Here is a 22202-nt window from a genome sequence, read left to right as displayed (position 1 = left end):
CGAGGGAATTTTAGCGTTTCCCCATAGGGTTTTTCGTTGCATCCTGCCTCTGAGTGTGTTACAATAGACCACATCACAGAAACAGATGACCGTATCAGATGGACAGACAGAGGTGTGGACATGAGTGGACCAGCAAAATATTTTATTGTAGAGGCGGACTCCATGCCGGAGATATTCCGAAAAGTGGCAGAGGCCAAGCGGCTGCTGGAAACAGGGGAGGAGAGCACCGTCAATGGTGCGGCCCGGACCGTGGGCATCAGCCGCAGCGCCTTCTACAAATATAAGGACGCGGTTCGGCCCTTCCACGATATGCTCCATGGGCGCATCGTCACCTTCCAGATTCTGCTGAAGGACGAACCGGGTATTCTGTCAGGGGCCCTCAACGTGCTGGCGGGGACCAGGGTAAACATCCTGACTATCAATCAAAACATCCCAGTCAATGGCTGCGCTGTGGTCACCATTACCGCGGAGACCTCCGCGCTCCAGGACTCACTGGAGGATGTGCTGAACAGCCTGTCGGCCGGCGAGGGGGTCATCCGATGCGAGATACTGGCAGGCTGACTTTTGGGAACAAATCAAACAAGGTGGGATTACTATGGTTAATGTAGCACTTCTGGGCTTTGGTACAGTAGGCTCCGGTGTGGCCGAGGTGCTGACCAGAAACGGCGGCTTGATTGACAGCCGGGTGGATGACCTGGTCCGGCTGAAATATATTATGAGAGCCAGAGAGGTCTTTGACGGGCCCTATCAAGATTTATTCGTCAAGGACTTCTCGATCATCGAGCAGGACCCCCAGGTGGATATTGTGGTGGAAACCATTGGGGGGACCGGAGCGGCCCTGGACTATACCACCCGGGCCTTAAAGGCGGGAAAGAGCGTTGTCACCGCCAATAAGGAGCTGGTGGCCACCCACGGCTATGAGCTGCTCCAGCTGGCCAAGGAGCACGGAGTGAGCTATCTCTTTGAGGCCAGCGTAGGGGGCGGTATCCCCATCCTCCGCCCCCTGACTTCCTGTCTGGCGGCCAACGAGCTGACCCAGGTCGTCGGCATCCTCAATGGCACCACGAACTATATCCTGACCCGAATGATACAGGCGGGCCTCACCTTTGAGCAGGCGCTGAAGGAGGCACAGGACAAAGGATACGCCGAAAAGGACCCCACCGCCGACGTGGATGGGCATGACACCTGCCGGAAAATTTGTATTCTGGCCGCGCTGGCCTTTGGACACCACGTGTATCCAGACCAGGTGCCAACGGAAGGGATACGGCACGTCACCCTAGGGGATGCGGCCTATGCCGACTCCAAAGGCTATAAGATCAAGCTGCTGGGCAGGGCGATCCGCCAGCCTGAGGGTAAGGTGTGCGCCTTTGTGGCCCCCCATCTGGTGGCGGACACAGCCCCTCTGGCCGGGGTGGAGGACGTGTTCAACGCCATCGCCGTCACCGGCAACGCCATCGGTGATGTGATGTTCTATGGCCGGGGAGCGGGTAAGCTGCCCACCGCTTCCGCTGTGGTGGCCGATGTCATTGATATTGCCAAGGACCTGAAGCGGGCCCGGCATAACGGCTGGGCCTCCGGGTCTCCGGACCTGGTGGTGTCCGACGACGGCCTGACCTCCAAATGGTACGTCCGGGCCCAGGGTACCATGGACCAGGCCAGACTCGCCTGTGGGGAGATACAGCCTTTGGCCCGCAGTGGCGCGCCTACTTCTGAGGTGGCCTTCCTTACCGCTCCCATGCCCCGGCCGTTGGTGCTGGACAAACTGAGAGGGATGGAGGTGGCCTCCCTGTTCCGGGTGCTGGACTGACGCATAGAATGGCGGGGAGGCTCTGGCTGCAAAGGTAACCGACGGCCACCTTCACCGCTTTTGAGGGACGGTCAGCCGCCCTCATCATAAAATCACCACTTGACCTTTAGGGGGAATCACATAATGTCACTCATTGTACAGAAATTTGGCGGCAGCTCTGTGGCTGACGCTAATAAGCTCCGAAATGTGGCCCGTATCATCACCGATACCTATCAGCGAGGCAACGATGTTGTGGTGGTCCTGTCCGCCCAGGGGGACACCACCGACGACCTGATCGAAAAAGCAAAGGAGCTCAATCCCCATGCTTCCAAGCGGGAGATGGATATGCTCCTGTCCACTGGAGAGCAGATCTCCATTTCCCTGTGCGCCATGTGCATTGAGAGTATGGGTTATCAGGCCATCTCTCTCACGGGCTGGCAGGCAGGGATGCTCACAGATTCGTCTTACAGTAACGCCCGAATCAAGCGAGTGCGCACCGAGCGCATCCAGAAAGAACTGGATAAGAGAAAGATTGTGCTGGTCGCCGGTTTCCAGGGCATTAACAAGTATGACGACATTACCACTCTGGGCCGGGGCGGTTCTGACACCTCGGCGGTGGCGCTGGCCGCCGCGCTCCACGCGGACCTGTGCCAGATCTACACCGATGTGGATGGTGTATATACTGCCGATCCCCGCAGTGTTACAGGGGCAAAAAAGCTGGAGGAGATCACCTTTGACGAGATGCTGGAGCTGGCCAGCTTGGGCGCCCAGGTCCTCCACAACCGCTCGGTGGAGATGGCCAAGCGGTATAACGTCAATCTGGAAGTGCTGTCCAGTTTCAGCGGAAATCCCGGTACAAAAGTCAAGGAGGTTGTCAAAACCATGGAAAAGACCCATGTTAGCGGTGTAGCCAAGGATAAGAATGTAGCCCGGATCGCTCTGGTGGGCCTGGCGGATCAGCCGGGCATCGCCTTTAAGATTTTTTCTCTGCTGGCCAAGGAGAATATCAACGTGGACATCATTCTCCAGTCTATCGGCCGTGACGGTAGCAAGGATATCAGCTTCACGGTAGCACGGGGTGACAGCCAGCGGGCCCGTGAGGTCATGGAGGAAAATAAGGAGGTCATCGGCTGCAAGTCGGTGGAGCTCAATGACCAGATCGCCAAGATCTCCGTCGTGGGTGCGGGTATGGCGAATAACGCCGGTGTGGCCTGCAAGATGTTTGAGGCCCTGTTTTCCGCCGGTATCAATATCAACATGATTTCTACCAGCGAGATCAAGGTGTCTGTCCTGGTGGACGAGCGGGACGCCGAGCGTGCTGTCCAGGCGGTCCATGACCGATTCTTCAGCGAATTTGGCAGCAACGGTTGAGCTCATCTGCCACTCACGTCAGGGCACGGGAAACCGTGTCCTGATTTTTCGTAAAAGATTCTTAAGGATTCTTTTTCCTTTTTTTCTGTTGCAAAAAAACAGCGTATCTGGTACAATAATAATCTGTCTGGACCATAGACAATTTGTCAGACTGTTCCGGGATGCTGTGCCCGGTTGCAAGGAGATTGAACGCAAATGGATAAAAAGCAGAGAGAAGCACGCCGTCACCAGGAGGATATGGCCCTAAATCGGGGACTGCTGTGGGTCGGAGCGGCCATCATCCTGGAGTTCCTGCTGCTGCTCATCAACCGATATTATATCAACTTCCGTGTGGATGAGGCCTCCGTGAACCTGGCTACTACCCTCCATACGCTGCTGAAGGTGGTGCGGATTGGCGGGGCTGTGGCTGCCATACTGTGCCTGGTCTGGTCTGTGCTGCGCTTCCGGAAAGGTGAAAAACTGGTGCTTCCGGTGGTGCTGACCGCTGCTTTTGGCGCTCTGGCCATCTGTGCCCATGTGACTCTGGCATTCAAGGGAACAGGGGTGCGGATGCTGTTCCTGCTGGTTCCTGCTTGGGCCGGCCTGGCTCTAGTGTACTACCTCTACCAGAAGGAGTTTTTCCTCTCCGCCGTGGCGGTGGGGCTGTCCATCCTGGGGCTGTGGTGTGTCCGCTTTGGAGGCGCATTGACACTGGAATCGGGCCTGGTCTTTGTGGGTATCCTGGCAGTGACCGCAGCCGCGCTGTGGCTGAAAAAGAGCGGAGGCACGGTCAAATATGGCGAGCGGGAGCTCCAGTTCCTGAGCAAGAACGCCTCTTACCCTGTGGTGCTGGTCAGTTGCCTGGCCAGTCTGCTGGCACTGGCGGCAGCTATGGCGCTGGGTTCCTTCGTGGCCTACTACCTGATCTTTCTGATGGTAGCTTGGCTGTTTGCCCTGCTGGTCTACTACACAGTCAAGCTGATGTGAAAAAAGTCCCGGCCGGCCTTTTAGAGCGGCTGGGACTTTTTATGTCCAGTACATACTGCCTAAGTGGAAGAACCGCCAACATCCTGTGTGAAACTTGAACTGTTTGGAGACCTGTGAAAAGTAAATATTTATATCGGCGGATTGCCTCAAAAAAGCGCATTGTATGCCTTGCATACAATGCGCTTCATTTACCTATAAAGCAGAACTTTTCTGCATATTTACATCTGTTTCTGGATAGTAAACATGAAGGCCGCGAGGAATGAAAAGTATAAAACACTTTGCTGTACAGTCGTTCTTGCTTCCGCTCAAAATTATTCTACTTTCAGCATACGGTACCCTACCCCAATGTGAGTTTGGATATATTGAGGAGAGCCCGGTTCTTTTTCTAACTTCTTGCGCAAAGTCGCCATAAATACGCGCAGAGAAGCCACATCATTTTCCCAGCTTCGTCCCCAAATCTGTTGGGTAATAAAGGTGTGAGTCAGCACCTTGCCCAGATTTTTGCAAAGCAGGCATAACAGCTTGTACTCACTGGGCGTCAAGTGCAGTTCCTGGCCATCCAGAAAGGCACAGCCGGCAGCATAGTCCACCTTCAACTTCCCATTGGTGAAAACAGCGCCAGAAGTCAGCATGCCGGTCTGCAAAGTGGCCAAGCGCCGCTGAGTCACACGCAGACGGGCCAGCAGCTCCTCAACAGAGAACGGTTTGGTCAAATAATCGTCCGCGCCGGCGTCCAGTGCGCCGATCTTGTCTGTATCTTCACTTCGGGCACTGAGGACAATAATGGGCAGATTCGACCAAGAGCGGATGCGGCGGATCACTTCGACGCCGTCCATATCCGGTAGCCCCAAGTCCAGCAGGACAATCTCCGGGTTATGGGAACTGGCCTCCAAGACTGCGGATTCTCCGTTCGCCGCGGTCAGGAAACGATAATCATGGGCACGCAGCGTTGTGGTAATCAAGTTTCGGACTGCCACATCGTCCTCAACTACTAAAATCAATGGTTTATTCATGCAGATCTACCTCCCTGGCTGGTATAGAAAATGTAAACATAGCCCCATGAGGTAACTGATCCGAAACTGTGATCTCACCGCCATGGGCGTTAACAATTGACTTGCACAGTGCCAAGCCTAACCCCATACTGCGGCGGCTGTCCACAATTTGGTTGGATGCACTGTAAAACATATCAAAAATATGAGGTTTCGCTTCGTCAGAGATTCCCGGTCCATTGTCGGCCACAGTGATCAGGACATATTTCCCCTGCCGTTTCCAGCTGATATCAATGTCTGAACCGGGCGGTGTGTATTTGATGGCGTTATCCACCAGATTAATCACGACCTGGACAATCAGGCGGGCATCCATCTGAGCCAACAAGTAGTCGTCACCCTGCGTGTGCAGATGGTAGTCCACACTTTTACGGTTGATGTGCCGCAGGGCCTCAGACACCACATCATCTACCAGCTCGGTGGAAATATGCAGGTTCATCCTGCCCCCATCCAGCCGGCTGACAGATAACAGATTTTCCACTAAATTAATCAGCCATATTGAGTCGTCATAGATATCTGTATACATCTGCTGTCTGGTCTTAGCATCAAACATATCTCCGTTGGAGAGAAGATTGCTGGCGTTCCCAGAAATGGAGGTGAGCGGAGTACGCAGGTCATGGGAGATGGAGCGCAGCAAATTGGCCCTGAGCTGTTCGTTTTTAGCCAAGACCGCGGCGGCCTCCTTTTCCTCCAGATGCCGCTGATTTTCCATTGCCAGGGCGCACTCCTCCAATACAGAGAGGAGAATGCTGTTTTCGGAGGTCTCCAACCCCTTGCCCGCTGCCGCAACCCCTACGACTCCATATATATGCTCACCGGCCCGTACCGACAGGTAAGTGCATCGAGCATCGGAAAAAGTTTCTGTACCAGCACCGGCCCGCTTGTTATTGGTCAAGACCCACTGGGCCACCTGTTTTTCCTGGTCCGTGGTGTACTGCGCTTTGAGGTCAGACTCCTCTGCCAAAAGAATCTCCGGCTCCTGGAGCTTCTCATCCTTTACACAGTAGACGACGATATCCCGCTGCAAAATCTTCAGCAGCTGATCCGCAATGATAGAAAGAATCTCCGTTTGGCTTCCCGCTTTTTGCAAATCTTGGCTGGTTTCAAGCAAAATCTTTGTCCGCCAAGCCATCTGCGCAGAGTGCTTGGCCAGGGATTTGAGCTTGGCAGCCAGGGAGCTAGTAAGAAACGAAACCACAAACATCACGACAAACGTGACCGGATAGTCGTTGCTGTGTACATTTAGGGAAAACCTTGGCTCCGTGAAAAAAAAGTTGAAGGCCAACACACCCGCGATCGAGTTAATGAGACTGTATACGGAGTTTTTGGTAAATACCGAGGTCAGCATAACTCCCAAAATATAGACTGTAATAATGTTAGTTTCATTCAGTCCCAGGCAGTGAAACAGGGACCCGATGATGGTGGCCAGCGCCAAAATCAGTATGCTTTTCGCCAAATCGATCAGAGAAACTGAGGGAGTATGCAGAACCTCCCGATAGCGGGAAGTGAATCTGTTTGATCTTCTGTTATCCGGGATGATGTGGATGTCAAAATCCGGAGCAAGTTCGATCAACTGTTCTGTGAGCGACGCTTTTCGAAAAATGTACCGATGTGGTATCATATCGCGGCCCAATACGATCTTTGTAATGCCGGACAGTCTAGAATACTCCGCAATCTGGTAGGCAATATCATCACCGTATACTGTTTCAATGGATGCTCCCAGCTTCTGCGCCAGTTTCAGATTATCGCGCAGACGCTCCCGATCCGACTGCGGCATCCACTGAAACTTGCTGGTTTCTACGAACAGGGCAGTAAAGCCGCACCGGAATGCGCCCGCCATACGGGCCGCGGTGCGGATGACCTGCGCATTGGATGGCGCAGAAGAGAGGCACACCAGAATGTGCTCCTGCATACGGTATAGCGCCTGACTTTGGGCGGGCTGGGTCGAGGCATAGAGGGCCGAACGGTCTGCACACCGGCGCAGTCCAAGCTCCCGGAGAGCGTTCAGTTGGGATAAGGTGCAGCCGGCTGATGGTATTCGGGCGCCGCACCCCTGTTTCAAACGATTCTGCAGCTGCTCCGGTTCCATATCTATGAATTCCACATGCGACGCCTGGTCAAATACGCAGTCTGGAATCCGCTCACTCTCCGGTGCCCCAAAGATTTCAAAAACCGTTTCCTGGATACTCTCGATATGCTGAATATCCACGGTGGTGTAGACATCGATGCCGGCTTTCAACAACTCTTCAATGTCCCGATAGCGGTTCTTGTGGCGAGAGCCTTCGGCATTCACATGGGATAGATCATCAATCAGAAGAATCTGTGGTCTTCGCTTCAGACAAGCATCCAGGTCGATCTCATAGATTACGTCATCGCCCGCTGTAACTACCCGCTGGGGCATAGACTCAAATGGCTCCGCCATAGCCTGTGTCTGGGGCCACTGGCTACAGGAGAGCAACCCGATAACCACATCACCGCCCGCCCGATGGACTTGTGTTGCGGCCTCCAACATTCGAAAGGTCTTCCCAGTGCCTGAGAAGTAGCTTGCAAAAATCGTCAGAGCGCCTCGGCCCTTTTCTATCCTTACTGCAGTTTGTTGCTCCATACAATCACCTCCAACGGCCTTATTATAACACATTTCAGTCACTTCTTCCGCAAAGCCGCTGGACAAGTTTTTGAATGGGGATGGGAGATTGGATGTCTTTCCAAAGAAGCTTTTGCCGCTGATTTTCCGTATCTGCGGGCATCAGTGTCATGCCATCGACGGAAAGCGGCTGGGGGCAGCATATAAAGCAGGCACTGTGGGTCTGGCCGCTGTCTTCCGCTTCAGCGGAAACTACTGCTATGTCGGTAACTCCGGACTCAAGATCTCTCATAATTTCCCATTCTTTCCCCATGTACATCTTGATTTCTATATCCGGATACTGCCCCTGCAGTTCCTTTAGGGCTCTTGCAACCGGCGCCAAAGCACAGGGATTTGATATGGCAATCTTTAAAGAACAGGAGTCCCCCTTCGCTTGTGTGGAAGGCTGGACGCTGTTCAGAAAACAGTCCAGCTTTCCTGCCAGGAAATAGCCAAACAGTACAATCGCCAGAAATCCGCCAAATAAAACCACACCTTCCATCACAAATTCATCCTTTCCCGCAAGGAAGCTGTCCTATATATGGAAACACTTTTGAATATCCTTGTGCGTACCCAAAATCAGCATGGTGCAGTTTGCCGGCAGACACGTTTCTGGGGTTATGACCGTCATGGAGAACTTTCCATTTTGCTTAATCGCCATGATGCTCACATGATACCGCTTACGTACGTCCAACTGTCCGATCGTTTTCCCGACCCAGCTCTTGGGGACGCCGATTTCAAACATAGCGTGGTTATCACCTAAGTCGATATAATCCGATATATTGTCTGAGCTATACCGAATTGCGGTCTGAATCGCCATTTGTTTTTCGGGGTAGACCACGTCATCCGCCCCATTGCGAAGCAGAAATTTGGCCTGAATGTCGCGTGTAGCCCGAGCCACTACCTTTACTGCCCCTAATTCTTTCAGAAGGGATGTGGTCTCCAAAGAACTCTGAAAGTTATCCCCAATGGCCACGATGCACACATCAAAGTTACACACCCCAAGGGACGCAAGAAATTCCTCATTGGTGCTGTCCCCAATCTGGGCGTTGGTCACATAGGGCAGTATCGCGTTTACCCGATCTTCATTTTGATCCACTACCATCACTTGATGGTTCAACTCATGCAGCTTGATTGCGATATGTCGGCCGAAGCGGCCCAAACCAATCAGCAGAATTGTTTTCATTGTTTCGTCCTCTTTTATTTACAGATTCATCCTACTGTGATGTGCTCCTGCGGGAGCCTGGCGCTGGAGTGTTGTGTATTGGACAGGGTAGCAAAAATCAGCGTGAGCCCGCCTACCCGCCCGAAAAACATCAATACAATCAAAATCAGGTGGGAAGCGGTCTGCAGCTGCGGGGTCAGCCCCAGAGAAAGGCCTACTGTTCCGATAGCGGAAGCCGTTTCGAACAGGCAGTCCAGAATGGGCTGCTCCTCTAGCCGGCTGATGATCAACCCGCCCGCCAGGGGCAGCGTAAGATACATCATGAAAATCGTCGCTGCCTGAGATACAGTTTCCCTGGCAATTCTGCGGTTAAAGAAGTGAGGAAACTCACTGCGTCGAAAAACTGCCATGGCATTGGCCAGCAGAACGGCTAAGGTAGTGATTTTCATGCCGCCGGCGGTGGAACCGGGGGAGCCGCCAACAAGCATAAGAACTGTTATAATGGACTGGCCGCTTTCACTCATCGCATTCAAATCCGCCGTATTAAATCCGGCAGTCCGGGGCGTAACCGCTTGAAAGAAAGATAGAAGCAGCCGTTCTTTCAGAGGGGCTTGTGCAAACTCAAAGAAGTAAAAGTAGATGCTGGGAATTAAGATCAGTCCACAAGTGACAGTCAAAATCACCTTGCTTTGCATTCGGTATCGAGAAATATGTAGATGGTTTGTCCTGATATCGTCCCAGGTTAAGAAGCCAATACCCCCGATAATAATGAGCAACGGGATAGTCAGGGAAATCACTGGATTGTCCGAGTAATCCGTTAAGGAAGAAAAGGGGGCTTTAATGCCCATCAAATCAAATCCAGCGTTGCAGAAGGCAGAAATGGAATGGAACAGAGCATACCAAACCCCCTTTACCAGACCAAACTCCCTCCAGAACGTAGGAAGCATCACAGCCGCCCCTACCATCTCCGCCACCAGGGCTGTTTTGAGGATGAACCCCGTCAAACGCACGACTCCACCCACTTTAGGCGCCGCAATAGCTTCCTGCATGGTGCTCCGCTGTATAAGCCCGATCTTGCGGCCAGAGAGGATGGAGAACGCGCCCGCCACGGTCACAACTCCTAATCCGCCGATTTGAATCAACAAAATGATGATAAACTGCCCAAACTCTGACCAGTAGGTCGCCGTATCATGGATCACCAGTCCTGTCACACAGACAGCGGAGGTCGCAGTGAACAGGGAGTCCAAGAACGAAGTAGTGGTACCAGACTGAGTCGAGATGGGAAGCATTAGCATTAGGCTTCCAAGCAGGATTACGAGGGAGAATCCTATGATAATAATTTGAAACGGCGATGTGTTATTTTTATGGAAAATTTGCCACATAAGCCTTAACCCTCTTAATATGCCTTTATATCTTCTTAAGCAATATTATCCACACTTAGTCTTAATGAAGCGTTAGCATATCTGCCTTGGCATTAAAGGAATATTAAGGCCATCGCCATTGTGTTACATCACTCCAAAAATCCATGCCATCGGTAGGACGATACCAATTGTACAAATAAATACCGCAGCCAATATAAAAAGAGGCATCCCAATAAAAACCGTCAGAAAGCCCAGCAATTTGTGTTGGAGCATAAACTGTTCCAAAGACGCATCAAACCAAGCATTAAAATGGTGCAGACGTTTTTTCATTGCGGACATCATAGCAATCCCTCCTTGCAGGCCCTATCATAATCCCGTGGAGTTAAAAGTGGGGAAAAGAAACCTTTTGTGGCATTAAGGGTACAATAAGAGGTCGGCGGCCAGCCGAATGAATTCAGACTGGCCGCCGGCTATATCAACGAGAGCGGAAGGGAGCCGCTCAACGCCTGAGGGGGAAGAGCACCTTCATCAATACCTGTGCTGCGGAATTACCGTGGTCTATGCCAAAGTAGAGCTTCTTTCCCTGCCGATCCAGCAGTACAAACTGCCCATCCCGGCACAGGAATCGAATACCAAGCTCCTCGAGAACGCGATAGAGCGCGAGATGCCACTCGATCCAGTTTGGAATATCGCCCTGAAGCAAAGCATTGCGGAGCCATTCAAATTCAGGCTGCGGCAGCCCCTTCTCCAAAAATGTGCGCCACAATTGACATTTCTGCTGGGCCGTCAAAGCGGACAGATACACGCCGGTCCGGCTCTGATCCTCCGCCTCCTGCAAGATTACATAACAAAAGGAAAGTGTGTGATCGATCCGGCACAGCTTCTGCTGCTCCAAGAAGTCGGCGTACTTCCACTCCAGCGCCACAGCCTCCATATCATATTCCGCCGCGTTCAGCAGCCGGGACATACACTCCGCTGTCTGAGGATCCGGGAACTGAATGCAAAGATACAGGTCCCGGAGCTCATTGTACCAGAGGCCAGAGATACTGTGCTGCCGGACAACAGCCGATTTGCCATCGTTGGGAAAGGACAGCCCGACCAGTTCATCCTGGCTGCCCAGGCCAAAGGCCTGGACCGGCCACACCCGCTGGATCTCATAGATCAACGGGCCGAAGGTCTCCGCAAATTCCTGAACTGGGAGATCCAGCAGCTCATAACCGAATTGCAGTTGGCTGCCATCTGTTTGAGTCCTGCTGGACTGCCCGAACCAGTTTTTCAGGGACCGAATCAGGCAAATTACCAGCATGGCTGGACTCTCGTCGGTGGCCATGGTCTGCGGTGCAAATCGGCGTTCAGCCATTTTTTCAAAGTGAACTTCCATACCAGTCTATCCTCTCTGAAGAAAGGCGCTCAGTGGTTGACCTCGCTCACCAGGCCCATGGCCAGGGCAATGTCCAGGTTGACGCCCAACACATTGACAGTCTCCTCGCCGAATACGCCCAGTGTTTTGTCCTGCGTATTGTCGGCGATTATCTGACGGACCTGCTCATCGCTGAGGCCAGAGGCCTCTACAATGCGGGGGACCTGAACATCGGCAGAGGCGGGAGAGATGTGGGGATCCAGGCCGGAGCCGGAGGCGGTCATCAGATCAGTGGGGATGTCCTCGCGGCTGACACCAGGGTTTTTCTCCAGAAAGGCCGCAATGTCGGCCTCCACACGCTCGGCAAGGGCGGGGTTGGAGGGGGCGTAGTTGTTGGAGCCGGAGCTCAGGCCGGCAAACGCGGAGCCGTCGTTGTAATACTGCTCTACCTGGCCGTCGCCGTCGGTATCCTCCTCATAGTAGGTGTTGTAGTGATAGGCGGAGGGGCGGCTCCACATGAAGTAGTCCTCAGTGAACTCCTGCCCCACATTCTTGGCGCCTACTGCCACGCCGTCCGCCATTACCAGAGTGCCCTGGGCCTGGCTGGGGAAAATCAAGGCGGACAGGCCGCTGAGAAGCACCGGGAACACCAGGCCGCACAGCACCAGCAGCGCCACCGTAACCAGGAAGGCCTGACGGATATTGTGGCCCATACCATATTTTGTCTCGTTCATAGTTCAGGTCCCTCCTTAGATTCCAAAGCCAATCATAGTCAGCAGCGGAGCGATAATCATATCGATGACCTTAATGCCGATAAAGGGGGCAATCACACCGCCCACGCCGTAGATCATCATGTTCCGGCCCAGCATTCTTCCAGAGGACATGGGGCGGTACTTGACGCCCTTCATGGCCAGGGGGATCAGGCAGGGGATGATGATGGCGTTAAAGATCAGGGCGGAGAGAATGGCGCTGTAGTTGCTGGCCAGCCCCATGATGTTCAGCACGTTCAGCTCAGGGATAGCCAACTGGAACATGGCGGGGATGATAGCGAAGTACTTTGCGATGTCGTTGGCGATGGAGAAGGTGGTCAGAGAGCCGCGGGTAATCAGCAGCTGCTTGCCGATCTCCACCACCTCCAAGATCTTGGTGGGGTCGCTGTCCAGGTCCACCATGTTGGCCGCCTCCTTGGCGGCGGTGGTGCCGGAGTTCATGGCCAGACCCACATTAGCCTGGGCCAGAGCGGGGGCGTCGTTGGTGCCGTCACCAGTCATGGCTACGATCTTGCCTTCAGCCTGTTCCTTTTTGATCAGGGCGATCTTGTCCTCCGGCTTGCACTCTGCGACAAAGCCGTCCACGCCGGCCTCCTTGGCGATGGTAGCTGCCGTCAGGGGGTTGTCGCCGGTACACATGATCGTCTTGATGCCGATGGCGCGCAGCCGCTGGAATCGCTCCACCATGCCGGGCTTTACTGTATCCTTCAGATAGATGACACCCAAGATCTTATTGTTTTCACACACCACAAGGGGGGTGCCGCCCAGGGAGGAGACCTCCTCCACATGGGTGTGCAGGTCAGCAGGAATCCTGCCGCCGTTTTCCTTTACATACTGCTCGATGGCGTCGCTGGCGCCCTTGCGGATCTTAGTGCCGTCGGGCAGATCCACGCCGCTCATGCGGGTCTGGGCAGTGAATTCGATGAATACAGAGCCTGTGGTCTCCTCACTGCTGTCACCCAGCCGGCGGGCCAGCTCCAGCGTGGACTTGCCCTCGGGGGTCTCGTCGTGGAGGCTGGTGAGGGCGGCGCAGCGGATCAGGTCGCTGCGGTTGGCCCCCTCCACCGGGAAGAAGTCGGCCGCCAGACGGTTGCCGAAGGTGATGGTGCCGGTCTTATCCAGAATCATGGTGTCCACGTCGCCGCAGGCCTCTACCGCCTTACCGCTCATAGCGATAACGTTAAAGCGGGTGACCCGGTCCATACCCGCGATGCCGATGGCGGACAGCAGGCCGCCAATCGTGGTGGGGATTAGGCATACCAGCAGGGCAATCAGGGTGGAAACAGGGATCTGCACACCGCTGTACACAGCGAAGGGGTACATGGTCACCACCACAATCAGGAAAATGATGGTCAGAGATACCAGCAGGGTGTTCAGCGCAATCTCATTGGGGGTCTTTTTGCGGGAGGCACCCTCTACCAGAGCGATCATCCGGTCCAAAAAGCTGTTTCCCGGCTCAGATGTAATGCGGATTTTCAGCCAGTCGGACACCACGGTAGTGCCGCCGGTGACTGAGCAGAAGTCGCCGCCACTCTCCCGGACCACAGGGGCAGACTCGCCGGTGATGGCGGACTCATCCACCGAGGCGATACCCTCGATGACCTCGCCGTCACCGGGGATGACTTCGCCAGCCACCACCATGACCACATCGCCCTTCTTCAGCTCGCTGGAACGGACGATGCTCTCGTTGCCGTCCTCATGGAGCAGGTGAGCCTCGGTGTCCTTCTGCGTCTTTTTCAGACTGGCCGCCTGGGCCTTGCCGCGGCCCTCGGCCACGGCTTCGGCGAAGTTGGCAAACAGAACGGTGATAAAGAGAATGACGCACACAATGATATCATAAATCCGTAGGGAGGCCGCGTCCACATCCCCGAACAGGCCGGGGAAGAAGGAGAGCAGCAGGGTAATGAAGAAGCCAATCTCCACCACGAACATAACGGGGTTTTTCATCATATAGCGGGGATTGAGCTTGACAAACGCGCCCTTCACCGCCCCCCGGAGAATCTCCGGGGTGATAAATTTCTTGTTTTGTTTCTTACTCATATGAAAACGCCCTCCTTAGGCCCACAGGGTCAGATGCTCTGCGATGGGGCCAAGTGCCAGCGCGGGGAAGAAGGTCAGCGCTGCGAAGATATAGACTACGAACACCAGGATCATAGCGAAGGACAGAGTATCCGTACGCAGGGTCCCGACGGTCTCGTTGACGAACCGCTTGCGCATCAGGGAGCCGGCGATGGCCAGCTGAATGACGATGGAGAGATACCGGCCGAAGAACATGGCCAAGCCTGCGGTGATGTTCCAGAAGTAGGTGTTGTCTGCCAGGCCCTCAAAGCCGGAACCGTTGTTGGCCGCGGAAGAGGAATATTCATACAGCACCTGGCTCAGGCCGTGGAAGCCTGGGTTGGTGATCCCCTCCAGACCTCCGGAGGTGGAAACCGCCAGGGCGGAGAAGAACAGGATCAGGAAGGGATGGATGATAATGCACAGCGCGGTGAGTTTCATCTCCCGGCCCTCGATCTTCTTACCCAGGTACTCGGGCGTGCGGCCGATCATCAGCCCACAGATGAACACCGCCAAGATGGCGTACATAATCATATTCATCAGTCCAACACCCTTGCCGCCAAAGACCACGTTGAGCATCATGTGCAGCAGGGGGATCATGCCGCCCAGGGGGGTCAAGGTATCGTGCATGTTGTTGACGGTGCCTGTGGTAAACGAGGTGGTAGTTGTGGTGAACATGGCGGACTGCGCGATGCCGAAGCGCACTTCCTTGCCCTCCATGCTGCCCATGGACTGGCTCAGGCCAATCTTGGCCAGCGCCGGGTTGCCCTGAAGCTCGGCCCAATAGCAGACGCTCAGACCAACCAGGAAGATGATGCCCATAGCCAGGAAAATCGTGCGGCCCTCCCAGCCGTAGATGGCAGCGGTCAGGCTGTGGTCGTTCAGGCGGGGACCATGAGATGTGCCAGCGGAAGATGTGGTAGACAACTGACCGCCAGAAGCGCCGCCCTTAGGCGAATTCTTATCATCGTCGTCCTTGTCATCTTTCTTCCTGCGGCCGCGGACCATCTTGCCGAAGGTGATGACGCAGGCGCCGGGGAAGAGCATCATGGAGTACAGCTCAATCAGGTCGGAAATAATGGTGGGGTTCTCCAATGGAGTGGAGGAGTTGGCACCCAGGAAGCCGCCGCCGTTGGTGCCCAAGTGCTTGATGATCTCAAGGGCGGCGATGGGGCCCATGGCGATGGTTTGGAAGGTGCCCTCCAGAGTATTCAACACGACGTTGGAATCAAAGTTCTGGGGCACGCCCTGCCACACCAGCAACAGGCCGCCCACAATGGAGAACGGCAGCAACAGACGGGTGGTGATGCGGGTCAGGTCGGCAAAAAAGTTGCCCACATCATCTTTGGTCTTGCCGGTCAGCCCGCGGATAAACGCGATGCAAGCGGCGTAGCCGCTGGCGGCAGAGACGAACATCATAAAGATGATGACCAGCATCTGGCTTAAGTAACTCAGTCCGGACTCGCCGGAGTAATGCTGTAGATTCGTGTTGGTCATGAAGCTGATGATGGTGTTGAACGCCAGAGTCGGCTCCATGTTGCCAATGTTGTTGGGGTTGAAGATCCCGACGCTCTGAATACGCAGGATCAGGTAGCCGATGGCCACCATGACCGCGTTGGTCCCCACCAGGGCCAAGGCGTACTGTTTCCAGTTCATGCCCTGATGGGGATTTACGCCGCCAATTTTGTAAATAACGCCGTCCAGGCGGTCAAAGACCGGATCGGCCAAGGTGTGGTTCCATGTGGCGATATGATACATATACCGTCCAACCGGAATGACAATAATCAGAAAAATGATAATTGTCAGCGCCAGCTGCAACATATCGTATTCCTCCTATTTTCTGCGGTATTAGGCATCTCAGAAGCGCTCCGGGTGCACCAGCGCGTAAACGAGATAGGCGCCCAGCAGCAGAACGATAATTCCAAGTGCAATCACAGTTTTGCTCTCCTTTCCGTGAGATTTAGGATTCCGGGTTATCCAACTGCTTTTGGCACCAGCGGATCAAGAGCCATACCAGACCGAAACTGACCGCCAGAGTCCCTATCATGAAAATGTCCATCATTCAATCATTTCTCCTTTCTCTTCTGGCTGACAGCTAGTGTTTGTCAGCCTCAAATTACCTCCATAGGATACTGCAATCCATAAAAAGCGAGGATTAAGGATTCCACGTTCGTATTAACAGAAAATAAAAATTGGCTGCACTGTCCTCTAAGAAATTACTCCTGTGAGCGGTCCATTCCCCAGGTCTGCTCCGATTCCACGCGGATACGCTCCTGACTGAGTCCGCACTCGCCAAGGATAGCGATCATCAGGTTTTTCTCAAAGGCATCCGGCACAGGATAACCGGAAATGGGGATACCCACGATTCCCATGGGCCCACGGGTACCACGCACGGACAGAAACAGCCATTTGGAGTCAGGCAGCGTGTTGGTGGTAGCTCCGGCGTGCTTGTTGTTCTTCTGTACCCACTTGGCCACACCGATATCTTCCGTACTCAGCCCTGCTACCAGTGCCTGTTCGTCCGCTGGCTCGATCCGAAAACTCAGTTCCGTCTCTGGGCTGCTCAAAGCATAAAGAACGGGTCTATCAAACAGCCGGCTGAGTTGTTCCGCTGTTAGGCGCAGGCAATCCCATTCCGTGCGGACAGTCTGCAGCTTTTGGCTGCTCTCCAGCAACAACTCCGTGTAATAGCTTTTCTCCGCCGCCATACTGGCCTGCGTTTTCACCCGGCTGGCCAGAGAGCTGGCAATAATGCTGGAGGTAAGCATGATCAGGAAGGTCACAGGATAGCTGGGGTCGGTGGCCTGAAAGGAGAAGCGTGGCTCTGTAAAGAAAAAATTGAAGGCTGCGACACTGATAAGAGAACTAGCCGCGCCGTACAGGTGCCCGTTGGTGGAGACTGCAGTCAGCAGCACGCCGAGAATGTAGACGGTAATGATATTGGACTCGCTGAAGCCGGCCTGGTAAAATCCGAAGCCAAGCGCCGTAGCAAGAAGCAAGCAAAGCAGAGTAGTCCCCAAGTCCCGAATGGAGAATCGTTCCTTTGACCGCCGGACCTTCTGCATCGGCCTTTTATAGATCGGCTGCCTGTCAGGGATGATATAGACATCCAGGTCTGTCTGCTCAATCAGGCGGTCGGCCAGGCTCTTTTTCCGCAAGATGGGGTTCTGTTTGTGGTTCATTCGGCCCATGACGATCTTCGTCACTCCGCTGACCCGGGCATATTCCGCGATCTGTTCCGCCGGATCGGTACCGTAAACAGTGGCGATCTGAGCGCCTAGCTGCTCCGCCAGGCGCAGGTTGCTCCGCAGGCGTTTAATATTTTCCCCAGACAGCTCCTTGGTCTCCGGCGTCTGGACAAACAGTGCCGTAAACCCGCTGTGGAATGCCTCTGACATCCGAGCGGCGGCTCGGATCACCTTTGCGTTTGACGGGGCGGAGGACAGGCAGATCAGGATATGTTCGCCCGCCTTGGCGCTTTTCTCTTTCCCTTTGCTCACCGCGGAGCGGTTGAGCTGGTCTGCGGTCCGGCGCATGGCAATCTCCCGCAGGGCAGCCAGATTTTCCGTAGTAAAGAAATTCTGCAATGCCCGCTTTGCCTGCTGTGCACGGTAGATCTTCCCCTCTCTCAGACGTTTCTCTAGGTCGGAGGGTTCGATGTCCACCAGTTCCACCTGGCTGGCCCGGTCAAATACATAGTCGGGGATTCGCTCATTCACCACAACGCCTGTGATGGAGGAAACCAAGTCATTTAAGGACTCCAGATGCTGGACATTCACGGTAGTGTAGACGTTAATGCCCGCCTGGAGGAGTTCTTCCACATCCTGATACCGCTTCATATGGCGGCATCCTGGGACATTGCTGTGCGCCAGTTCGTCCACCAGGATGAGCTGTGGGTGACGGTCAAGCGCTCCAATCAGGTCGAACTCCCGCAGCTTGATCCCACGGTAGTCCGTCTCCATAGTGGGAAGGACCTCCAGCCCATCCAGCAGCGCCAGAGTCTCCGGTCTGGCATGGGGCTCTACATAGCCCACCACCACGTCAATGCCCTCCCGTTTAGCATGGTGAGCCGCCTCCAGCATGGCATAGGTCTTGCCCACCCCGGCGGCATAGCCGAAAAATATTTTTAATTGACCGGAAGCTACCAGGTTCCCTCCATCATGCAAAGGATTGTCCTTCCCTGAAACCATGTGAACTTCACTTCCCCTCCGATTTATTCTGGAAATCATTTTCTATTTTGCTATCCTATCATGCCAGACATTATTGCGTTATTAAGGAGTGTATATCTGATATTAAGATGGGCTTAGGATATAGCCAATTAAGAGTATTTTGGCGGAAAGAGCTAGGCAAAAAATAAAAATGGATTGTCTCTCCGAAGTTTGTGTGCTCCAGTTGGATTGTATAGAGGCAATATTTTGTGGTTGGCGTTTTATCCTTCAAGAGAAATAGGAAAGTATCGCGTGCAGCTATTTGTCAGTTGTGCGGTGTACGCTAAAAGAGAAATTTGCTTATTTAAGCAATCATAAGAGGAAAGGATATTTCAGGAAAATTGCCTGGATAAGGAAAGATGATACAGGTATAGTTGATCCGGCTGGGGAAATGATATGCGTGGATGTTCCATCCAAACCAAAACAGTCAAACAGTAAAAGGAGAGAGGAATCATGTCTAGTAACAACAGCAATAAAATTATGGTGCCTAATGCCCGTGAAGCGATGAACAAGTTTAAGATGGAAGCTGCCAACGAGGTGGGCGTCAACCTGAAGCAGGGTTACAATGGCGACCTGACCAGCAAGCAGGCTGGCTCCGTGGGCGGCCAGATGGTCAAGAAGATGATCGAGTCCTACGAGAACGGCATGAAGTAATCTGGTCCACATTGGGACAGATTATGAGCGCCTTTTGAGTGACGCAGATCAGGGGCCGGGCGGTTTATCTCTCGGAGGAGCACTGTCAGTTGGACATGAGGATGAACGACCTCATTCCCGTGACAGTTTTCCTCCAACAAAGGGGATGGCCGTCCGGCCCCCTTATCTTGTGGAAGGTGATATTTTTTCCGGAAAGAGGAAGGAGAGCGTTTGGCAAAAAAGAAAATCAAAAAAATTTTTCATTTTCCTCTTTACAATATCGCATTAGCGTGCTAAAATGCGAAAGTGTCACAGGGAGTGATCCCTGGGGTTTGCTGAAAGAATTGGAGGATACATAACTATGAAAAAGACTCTTTCTCTTGTTTTGGCCTTGGCCATGTGCCTGTCTCTGGCCGCCTGCGGCAATAACGGCGCTCAGGACCAGTCCAGCCAGTCCGGCTCCAATGCCTCTGCCTCGGATGGCAGCTCTGGAAGCCAGCAGGGGGACAACAGCTCTGTGGACGCGGCGGACTCCGACTGGGCTAAGATCGAGAGCAACGGTACGATGAAGATCGGCATTACCTATTTTGAACCCATGAATTATTTTGACGACAATGGCGAGCTGACTGGCTTTGAGACTGAGTTTGCCACCGCCGTCTGCGAGAAGCTGGGTGTCACCCCTGAGTTTGTGGAGATCAACTGGGACAGCAAGATCATGGAGCTCCAGGCCCAGACCATCGACTGTATCTGGAACGGCATGACCATTACCCCTGAGCTGCAGGAGGCTCTGACCATCTCTGATCCCTACATCAAGAACTACCAGGTGGTGGTGATTCGCTCCGACAACGCCGATGTCTATACGTCCACCGCCGACCTGGTGGGTAAGACAGTGGAGGCCGAGGCCGGCTCTGCCGGTGAGGCCGCCATCATTGGCGAGGGTGCAGACGAAAGTCTAAAGCAGGCTGAGTACATCTCCGCTGCCAAGCAGACCGACACCCTTCTGGAAGTCAAGACTGGCGCCGCCGACGCCGCCGTACTGGACTTTGTACTGGCCGGCGCTATGGTGGGCCAGGGGGACTACTCCGATCTGATGATTATCCCCGATCTGCAGCTGTCCGTGGAGGAGTACGGCGTCGGCTTCCGCAAAGACTCCGATGCGGCTGAGAAGGTCAATGAGGCCATGCAGGCGCTCATTGAGGACGGCACTTTGAATACCCTGGCTGAGAAATATGACTTGGCTGAACTGCTGCTGGCCAATCAGTAAAAAGAAAAGACACGGCGACCAGACCGCAAGGCAGGGGGGAGCGATCCCTCCTGCCCTGTGCTGTGTTTGATGGGAAGGCAAAGGAGAGAGAACATGAGTTTTCAGACTGTGAACGTCATGCTGGGGAAGAGCTTTTTGCTCAACTGCCAGATATTCTTCGTGACACTGTTGCTGGCGCTGCCGCTAGGGCTGATCGTGTCCTTTGGGTCCATCAGTCGCTGGAAGCCGTTGAGCGGGGTCTCCCGGCTGTATGTCTATCTGATGCGCTCCACCCCACTGATGCTCCAGCTGGCCATTGTATATTATTTGCCCGGTTTTTTGAATCCTGGACATATGCTTCCCAGGATGACGGCTGCTTGTCTGGCCTTTGTGCTTAATTACGCGGCCTATTTCTCAGAAATTTTCCGGGGCGGTATCCAGGGCGTACCCAGAGGGCAGCAGGAGGCTGGACAGGTGCTGGGCATGACAAAGGGCCAGATTTTTTACCACGTCACGCTCCTCCAGGTCATCAAGCGCATCGTCCCGCCCATGGGAAATGAGATCATCACCCTGATCAAAGACACCTCTCTGGCTAACTTTATCATGGTAAAAGAGGTCATCGCCATGGCGAAGGAGTTTGGAAACAAGGCTATGATCTGGCCATTGTTCTATGCCGGTGTGTTTTTCCTGGTGTTCAATGGACTGGTCACATTTCTGTTGAGCCGGACAGAGAAAAAGCTGGATTACTTCAGATGAGGAGGCGCTGAAATGGCTGTTTTACAGGTCAAGAATATCGAAAAGCACTTTGGGGCCACCCGTGTGCTGGAGGACATCAGCTTCGAACTGGAGCAGGGCCAGGCCCTAGCCATCATCGGCTCCTCCGGCAGCGGAAAGACCACGCTGCTACGCTGCCTAAATTTTTTGGAAACCCCGGATCAGGGACAGATCCTGGTCCAGGATAAGGTCCTTTTTGACGCCGCTGACCCCTCTACCCAGAGGGAGAGCGAGATCCGCAAGAAAAGGCTCCACTTTGGGATGGTTTTCCAGTCATTTAACCTCTTTCCCCAATACACCGCGCTGGAAAATGTGACCCTAGCCAGCCAGCTTCTGGCCAGGGAACGTCCCGATTTTAAGGAGAAAAAAAAGGAGATCTACGCCCAGATTGAGAAAGATGGCCGGGAACTGTTGGGCAGGATGGGGTTAGCCGACCGGGCTGGCCATTATCCCCACCAGCTCTCCGGCGGCCAGCAGCAACGGGTGGCCATCGCCCGGGCGCTGGCTCTCAAGCCGGATATTCTCTGCTTTGACGAGCCTACCTCTGCCTTGGACCCGGAGCTCACCGGCGAGGTGTTGAAGGTTATCCGCTCCCTGGCGGAGCAAAAGACCACCATGATCATCGTCACCCATGAGATGGCCTTTGCTCGGGATGTGGCTGACCAGGTCATCTTTATGGATGGGGGCGTCATCGTGGAACAGGGACCTGCCCGCCAAGTCATTGAGCACCCTGCGCAGGAGAGGACCCGCCAGTTTCTTGCCCGATATGCGGAGAGCTGAATGGAAAAATAGAAGAGGGGCACAGCCGCGGCTGTGCCCCTCCTCTGTTTTTGGGGAT

General features: G+C 54.1%; 20 protein-coding genes. 8 read left to right on the top strand and 12 right to left on the bottom strand.

Translation table 11 applies throughout. From position 1 onward, the window contains the following. The first annotated feature begins 120 nt into the window (after positions 1-120). From ACEVJK_RS02695 to ACEVJK_RS02680, 4 genes are all read left to right on the top strand, one after another. Entirely contained in the window at positions 121-561 is a 441-nt protein-coding gene (locus ACEVJK_RS02695; protein WP_147570872.1) for an ACT domain-containing protein, read from the top strand. Positions 562-595: 34 nt separating this feature from the next. Continuing rightward, a complete protein-coding gene (locus ACEVJK_RS02690; RefSeq protein ID WP_374739911.1) occupies positions 596-1807 on the top strand; it encodes a homoserine dehydrogenase in 1212 nt (403 codons plus the stop codon). A gap of 123 nt (positions 1808-1930) precedes the next feature. Continuing rightward, complete coding sequence (locus ACEVJK_RS02685; protein WP_240286929.1) at positions 1931-3157, top strand: aspartate kinase; 1227 nt, start codon at positions 1931-1933, stop codon at positions 3155-3157. A gap of 195 nt (positions 3158-3352) precedes the next feature. After that, on the top strand, positions 3353-4123 hold the full coding sequence (locus tag ACEVJK_RS02680) for a hypothetical protein (protein ID WP_147570869.1): 771 nt from the start codon (positions 3353-3355) through the stop codon (positions 4121-4123). A gap of 311 nt (positions 4124-4434) precedes the next feature. On the opposite strand, the gene ACEVJK_RS02675 is transcribed toward ACEVJK_RS02680, so the two are convergent. From ACEVJK_RS02675 to ACEVJK_RS02620, 12 genes are all read right to left on the bottom strand, one after another. Continuing rightward, on the bottom strand, positions 4435-5136 hold the full coding sequence (locus ACEVJK_RS02675) for a response regulator (protein WP_147570868.1): 702 nt from the start codon (positions 5134-5136) through the stop codon (positions 4435-4437). After that, the gene (locus tag ACEVJK_RS02670) at positions 5129-7774 is read right to left on the bottom strand and encodes a DUF4118 domain-containing protein (protein ID WP_374739910.1); all 2646 of its coding nucleotides are present in this window, start codon (positions 7772-7774) and stop codon (positions 5129-5131) included. The genes ACEVJK_RS02675 and ACEVJK_RS02670 overlap by 8 nt, the downstream gene beginning before the upstream one ends. 34 nt (positions 7775-7808) lie before the next feature. Next, the gene (locus ACEVJK_RS02665) at positions 7809-8294 is read right to left on the bottom strand and encodes a LysR substrate-binding domain-containing protein (RefSeq protein WP_374739909.1); all 486 of its coding nucleotides are present in this window, start codon (positions 8292-8294) and stop codon (positions 7809-7811) included. Between the two features lie 33 nt (positions 8295-8327). After that, positions 8328-8978, bottom strand: coding sequence for a TrkA family potassium uptake protein (locus ACEVJK_RS02660; RefSeq protein ID WP_147570865.1), 651 nt, complete (start codon positions 8976-8978; stop codon positions 8328-8330). Between the two features lie 26 nt (positions 8979-9004). Continuing rightward, the gene (locus ACEVJK_RS02655; protein WP_147570864.1) at positions 9005-10339 is read right to left on the bottom strand and encodes a TrkH family potassium uptake protein; all 1335 of its coding nucleotides are present in this window, start codon (positions 10337-10339) and stop codon (positions 9005-9007) included. 123 nt (positions 10340-10462) lie between these two features. Continuing rightward, complete coding sequence (locus ACEVJK_RS02650; protein ID WP_243200987.1) at positions 10463-10660, bottom strand: hypothetical protein; 198 nt, start codon at positions 10658-10660, stop codon at positions 10463-10465. A 157-nt stretch (positions 10661-10817) separates the two neighbouring features. Then, entirely contained in the window at positions 10818-11699 is an 882-nt protein-coding gene (locus ACEVJK_RS02645; protein WP_374739908.1) for a hypothetical protein, read from the bottom strand. 29 nt (positions 11700-11728) lie between these two features. After that, complete coding sequence (gene kdpC / locus ACEVJK_RS02640; protein WP_186852818.1) at positions 11729-12412, bottom strand: K(+)-transporting ATPase subunit C; 684 nt, start codon at positions 12410-12412, stop codon at positions 11729-11731. 15 nt (positions 12413-12427) lie between these two features. Beyond that, positions 12428-14488, bottom strand: coding sequence for a potassium-transporting ATPase subunit KdpB (kdpB, locus tag ACEVJK_RS02635; protein WP_147570861.1), 2061 nt, complete (start codon positions 14486-14488; stop codon positions 12428-12430). A gap of 15 nt (positions 14489-14503) precedes the next feature. Further along, positions 14504-16327 carry a potassium-transporting ATPase subunit KdpA gene (locus tag ACEVJK_RS02630; RefSeq protein WP_374739907.1) on the bottom strand — a complete coding sequence of 608 codons (1824 nt, stop codon included), beginning with the start codon at positions 16325-16327 and terminating at the stop codon, positions 14504-14506. Positions 16328-16363: 36 nt separating this feature from the next. After that, the gene (gene kdpF, locus ACEVJK_RS02625) at positions 16364-16441 is read right to left on the bottom strand and encodes a K(+)-transporting ATPase subunit F (RefSeq protein ID WP_081692053.1); all 78 of its coding nucleotides are present in this window, start codon (positions 16439-16441) and stop codon (positions 16364-16366) included. Positions 16442-16722: 281 nt separating this feature from the next. Then, on the bottom strand, positions 16723-18672 hold the full coding sequence (locus tag ACEVJK_RS02620) for a DUF4118 domain-containing protein (protein WP_240286938.1): 1950 nt from the start codon (positions 18670-18672) through the stop codon (positions 16723-16725). Positions 18673-19167: 495 nt separating this feature from the next. Here ACEVJK_RS02620 and ACEVJK_RS02615 point away from each other — a divergent pair, with 495 nt between their 5' ends. The 4 genes from ACEVJK_RS02615 (at position 19168) to ACEVJK_RS02600 (ending at position 22144) form a co-directional block, all read left to right on the top strand. Further along, on the top strand, positions 19168-19368 hold the full coding sequence (locus ACEVJK_RS02615) for an alpha/beta-type small acid-soluble spore protein (RefSeq protein WP_147570859.1): 201 nt from the start codon (positions 19168-19170) through the stop codon (positions 19366-19368). A gap of 340 nt (positions 19369-19708) precedes the next feature. Then, positions 19709-20611 (top strand): transporter substrate-binding domain-containing protein, encoded by a 903-nt coding sequence (locus ACEVJK_RS02610; RefSeq protein WP_340405278.1) that lies wholly within the window; start codon positions 19709-19711, stop codon positions 20609-20611. Positions 20612-20704: 93 nt separating this feature from the next. Continuing rightward, a complete protein-coding gene (locus ACEVJK_RS02605) occupies positions 20705-21346 on the top strand; it encodes an amino acid ABC transporter permease (RefSeq protein WP_147570857.1) in 642 nt (213 codons plus the stop codon). A 12-nt stretch (positions 21347-21358) separates the two neighbouring features. After that, positions 21359-22144: an amino acid ABC transporter ATP-binding protein gene (locus tag ACEVJK_RS02600; RefSeq protein ID WP_186852815.1), complete on the top strand. Its 786-nt coding sequence runs from the start codon at positions 21359-21361 to the stop codon at positions 22142-22144. Positions 22145-22202 lie beyond the last annotated feature (58 nt).

This window comes from Flintibacter sp. P01028, from assembly GCF_041925235.1.
Classification (GTDB): domain Bacteria; phylum Bacillota; class Clostridia; order Oscillospirales; family Oscillospiraceae; genus Lawsonibacter; species Lawsonibacter aceti.
Note: the sequence above shows the minus strand (reverse complement) of the source record. Positions and strands in the feature narration are given on the sequence as shown.

Coding starts and splice junctions, on each gene's coding strand:
- ACEVJK_RS02685 (WP_240286929.1), top strand. CDS start 1,931: ATGTCACTCATTGTACAGAAATTTGGCGGCAGCTCTGTGGCTGACGCT.
- kdpB (WP_147570861.1), bottom strand. CDS start 14,488: ATGAGTAAGAAACAAAACAAGAAATTTATCACCCCGGAGATTCTCCGG.
- kdpC (WP_186852818.1), bottom strand. CDS start 12,412: ATGAACGAGACAAAATATGGTATGGGCCACAATATCCGTCAGGCCTTC.
- ACEVJK_RS02660 (WP_147570865.1), bottom strand. CDS start 8,978: ATGAAAACAATTCTGCTGATTGGTTTGGGCCGCTTCGGCCGACATATC.
- ACEVJK_RS02615 (WP_147570859.1), top strand. CDS start 19,168: ATGTCTAGTAACAACAGCAATAAAATTATGGTGCCTAATGCCCGTGAA.
- ACEVJK_RS02605 (WP_147570857.1), top strand. CDS start 20,705: ATGAGTTTTCAGACTGTGAACGTCATGCTGGGGAAGAGCTTTTTGCTC.
- ACEVJK_RS02695 (WP_147570872.1), top strand. CDS start 121: ATGAGTGGACCAGCAAAATATTTTATTGTAGAGGCGGACTCCATGCCG.
- ACEVJK_RS02645 (WP_374739908.1), bottom strand. CDS start 11,699: ATGGAAGTTCACTTTGAAAAAATGGCTGAACGCCGATTTGCACCGCAG.
- ACEVJK_RS02665 (WP_374739909.1), bottom strand. CDS start 8,294: ATGGAAGGTGTGGTTTTATTTGGCGGATTTCTGGCGATTGTACTGTTT.
- ACEVJK_RS02600 (WP_186852815.1), top strand. CDS start 21,359: ATGGCTGTTTTACAGGTCAAGAATATCGAAAAGCACTTTGGGGCCACC.
- ACEVJK_RS02670 (WP_374739910.1), bottom strand. CDS start 7,774: ATGGAGCAACAAACTGCAGTAAGGATAGAAAAGGGCCGAGGCGCTCTG.
- ACEVJK_RS02680 (WP_147570869.1), top strand. CDS start 3,353: ATGGATAAAAAGCAGAGAGAAGCACGCCGTCACCAGGAGGATATGGCC.
- ACEVJK_RS02630 (WP_374739907.1), bottom strand. CDS start 16,327: ATGTTGCAGCTGGCGCTGACAATTATCATTTTTCTGATTATTGTCATT.
- ACEVJK_RS02655 (WP_147570864.1), bottom strand. CDS start 10,339: ATGTGGCAAATTTTCCATAAAAATAACACATCGCCGTTTCAAATTATT.
- ACEVJK_RS02675 (WP_147570868.1), bottom strand. CDS start 5,136: ATGAATAAACCATTGATTTTAGTAGTTGAGGACGATGTGGCAGTCCGA.
- ACEVJK_RS02690 (WP_374739911.1), top strand. CDS start 596: ATGGTTAATGTAGCACTTCTGGGCTTTGGTACAGTAGGCTCCGGTGTG.
- ACEVJK_RS02650 (WP_243200987.1), bottom strand. CDS start 10,660: ATGATGTCCGCAATGAAAAAACGTCTGCACCATTTTAATGCTTGGTTT.
- ACEVJK_RS02610 (WP_340405278.1), top strand. CDS start 19,709: ATGAAAAAGACTCTTTCTCTTGTTTTGGCCTTGGCCATGTGCCTGTCT.